Origin of the sequence: Mycobacterium sp. DBP42 (assembly GCF_005924235.1) — a bacterium.
Lineage (GTDB): Bacteria > Actinomycetota > Actinomycetes > Mycobacteriales > Mycobacteriaceae > Mycobacterium > Mycobacterium syngnathidarum.
In genome coordinates this window covers 1-3,806 of the sequence record NZ_VCMY01000085.1, presented here as the reverse complement: position 1 = coordinate 3,806, position 3,806 = coordinate 1, and the positions used below count along the sequence as shown (strand labels likewise).

Sequence of the window (3,806 nt, the reverse complement as noted above, 5' to 3'; positions counted from 1 at the left end):
CCCCCATGTGGCCCGCCCCGTACAACGTACGGCGCTGCGGCGAGACCAAATGGCTCGATCCCGCACCACCGCAACCAGACTGCCCAACCTGCCATCTGACCACACCATGACACCCATGAGCGCCGACAATGAAGGGGCAACGCCTATGACCCATAGCGGGGACTCAACCAGTGTCGGGGCACAGAACAGGTTCGACCTCGCTGAGGCGTTCCGCGCCCGCCAGCAACAACTCGAAAGCGACCTCGGATTCGGGCGCACAGTGCTCGCGCACCCCGGAACACTCGGCGACGCAACAGAACTGGACTGGCGCGGCATGCTCGCCGACTTCCTCCCCCGCCGATACGGCGTCGCGAAAGCGTTCGTCATCGACGTAGACGGCGCCATGAGCGAGCAGCTAGACATCGTCGTGCACGACCGGCACTACTCGCCGCTTCTGTTCGAGGTCGGTGGTGCTCACTTCATCCCCGCCGAAAGCGTGTACGCAGTGTTCGAAATCAAACAATCGCTCAACAAGTCCCACATCGCATACGCCGGCGACAAGATCGCCTCAGTGCGGCGCCTGCGCAGAACGACCGTCGCATTCGAAACAGCAACCGGCGTCGCCCCTGCCCAGAAACCCAAAAGGATCCTCGGCGGCCTACTGGCACTCGACAGCGCATGGAACCCCCCGCTGGGCCGCCCTCTGCGGGAAGCACTGGAAGCACGCACCGCCGATCAAGCCATAGACTTCGGATGCGCCTTGCGCGCAGGAACATTCGAAGCACCCGCCCCGACCGACGGCGCCGAGTTTTGGACCAGTAACGATCCGACAACGAGTCTCATCTTCTTCACACTGCGGCTGCTCAAACGCCTCCAGGCAATGGCGACGGTGCCAGCCATGGACTTCGCCGCCTACATCGAGTCTGCTCAACGCGCGAGCGACAGCGATTGACCCACACAACCATGTCTACGGGAATACAACGGTCGCCTACACCTGCGCGATGTGGATGATCCGCGAAGGGCACCAGACCCGGCGTGAAGCGGGGTCCACAACGACCGAACTGCTCTTACGTTCCCTGGGAATCGATCCCGCAGAAGCACAACAGATCAGCACTTGCGAGTTGCCGACACTCCCGGCGTGAACCCCACGACGTCCGGATTGCTTCCACCTGCCTTCCGACCGGCAGCTTCGCGCAACGTTGGGCACGACATCTTGGCCGCGCATCGAACTGCATTGAACTGCGCCGCAAAATGCCGGCGCAGAACAAGAACAAGGTCGGCTTGCCCGATTGAAGCGGTCCCCGATTTGTGATTTTATCCGGAAGGTGGGAAAGAAACGGGCTCGGCGTCCAACCCAAATTCGAACAGCGTCTGATGATGGGCCACACTTCCGGTCCTCTCGCCATGGTGCGCACAACGTTGCCGGGGTAAACACCCAAGCCTGGATCGCGTGTGCTGCGCTCGCTGGTGCATTCCCACTTGGACCATGCGCGGAGGTGATTCCTGAAGGCGACGAAGATCTTGATGTCCTAGACCCGAACGGAACGATCCTGTGGCATGTGCAGGTGAAGCATCGAACAGCAGGGCTAACGACAGATGAGGTCTGCGACGCGCTTGCCCACTTGGTTACCGCTCGCCGGCCAGGACACGACAGTAGGTTAGCGCTTCTCTCCACAGGACCATTCCCAAACGCTGCCCCCGACACCGGGTGGGATACCAGCATCATGGAATTGGCATCCGTGACTCCCGGCTCATTTCAACGGATCGAAGACGCGATCGCGAGTCGGACCCGGATATCAGTCGATGAGATACGAAATCTTCTGCGCCGAACGTATCTGGTGCGGACTGACCTTCGCGGGGATCTTATCCGCAAGGCGCTAATATCCCACTTTCAAGTGCCAATACAGGTGGGAGATTTGTTCGCGTGCGCATTATTTGAACAAGTCCAACGGGCCTCGCAGCTGAACGCATCGTTGACATGGGAAAATGCTGCCACGGTGTCACTGTCGGATGGAAACGCGCTATGCCTTCGCTTACGGCAGTGGTTTGCAGAAGCACTAACAGATACCGAGAGACGCGGAATCGTAACACCGCTACCCGAAGAGTCAGCAGCTGGACCACGCAGTGAGTATTTGACCGGCGTTGCGGCACAGCCAGAGCACATCTTTGCAGGGTACGCGGTATCTAGACGCGACTTGGAGGCCTCTGTCCTCGATATCGTACGAACACGTGGAGCGGTGCTCATTACTGGCCCATCCGGTTCCGGCAAGTCAACGATTTTATGGAAGACCGGGTATCGGCTTACTGGATATCGCCGACTTCGAATTACACCGAACTCCACAGAGGATGCTACTCGGATCTTTGCATTAGTGGAATTGCTCCGCCCCTCGGAATCCTATCCGCTTCTGTTGCTATTCGATGGCGTTGACAGCCTTACTTTCGAGTGCTGGCTCCGACTATCGAGGATGTGCAGCGCAAAGAGTGGCGTTCACCTGGTGGGTACAATTCGAGAAGAAGCGTACAGGCCCGAATTAACGACGAATGGCGCTATTTCGGTTCCGATTCCAGCGCTAAACCCACAAGAAGTAGCGGAACTATCCGCGGCGCTGAGCCGCCAAAAATTAGTCAGCTCCCCCGACAGCATCGACTGGGATATAGTTGCGAGGGAGTCTGCTGGGCTCATGCTTGAGTTTATGCACCTTGCAACAACCAGCCGCCGCCTTTCAGACGTTCTCACTGATCAGGCCCACCAACTATTGGAATCTCGGGACGATGCGCTGGTCAATGTTGCCCGCTTGATATCAGCGGCTGACAGCTGTGGACTTTCGCTTCGTCCGAACCAGCTCGCCGGATGCGGAACAGCACTCGCTGTCGATGCGGCGATCGACCGACTTCGCCGAGAACACCTCGTTCTCGATGATCGAAGTGGCGCGTTGCGCGGACTTCATCCTGTTCGGTCTAGACATTTCTTCATGGCATTGCATAGATATATTCCTTCAAAAGGCGATACCATCGCCAACCTCATCGAAACGCTGGACGGCGATCAGGAAATTCATTCTGTTTTGCGGCACGTCCCTTCCCTAGTCTCTTCAACCGACCTCGCCCCGATCGAAAAAATGCTTGGGCATCGTATCGAGAAGTCGGGCGTCGATGAATCATGGACAGAATCGTTGTTACACCTCGAAGCCGAGATCAGTGCCAGAGATATCAAGCAGCAGCATCCTGATGTCGACGTAAACCTCCTCGCATCCGCGGCCTTGCGAGACATTGCCGGCCTAGACATCGCAACTAGACATCTAACACCTTCACTGTGGGGCCACACCAAGTTTGAGTCCGAGTCTATAACACGCGAATACGTCCAGGTGGAGAAATTAAAGGCGTTCAGCGAGCAGCTGACCTTTCGGCCGATTCGCAAAAACGTGCTCGATACCATCTCACGCCGAGCCTGGCTGACCAAATTACCGTACATTGGCTCCGACTCGGCTGAACGAATGCTAGCCCACCTTGCCAAGACTGACACACTTGAGAACTGCGCAGTACAAGTGGCCACACACTTCGCAAGCACCGCCAGATCGATGTCCGGCGATTGTGCTGCGGTTAATGCCATGGGGGCCTTAGTGGTGACCGGGAAGTGGGGACACCGAGGCGTCGCAGAAGTACTAGGCGACGCATCTGAACGCGTTGCCTGGGCCGCCTCTAGCCCGGATTTTGCGTGGAAATGGGCGTGGGCTTGGTCTGATGTCGAGTTGTGTTGCTGGGGAGTAGTTTTCGGGTGTAGGCGTGGGTGGATTGTCCTGTTTCGCCAGGTGGTGCGGGCTTTCCCGGGG

At 58.0% G+C, this 3,806-nt stretch carries 2 protein-coding genes; both read left to right on the top strand.

Annotated elements, in window-relative coordinates; translation table 11 throughout:
• The first annotated feature begins 115 nt into the window (after positions 1 to 115).
• The gene (locus E0T84_RS31440; protein WP_138746413.1) at positions 116 to 931 is read left to right on the top strand and encodes a DUF6602 domain-containing protein; all 816 of its coding nucleotides are present in this window, start codon (positions 116 to 118) and stop codon (positions 929 to 931) included.
• A gap of 1,543 nt (positions 932 to 2,474) precedes the next feature.
• Positions 2,475 to 3,806, top strand: a 1,332-nt coding sequence (locus E0T84_RS31435; protein ID WP_138746412.1) for a hypothetical protein, incomplete at its 3' end; no start/stop codon positions are given.

Excerpts from the sequence above, each read along its gene's own strand:
- E0T84_RS31440 (WP_138746413.1), top strand. The coding sequence starts at position 116 with ATGAGCGCCGACAATGAAGGGGCAACGCCTATGACCCATAGCGGGGAC.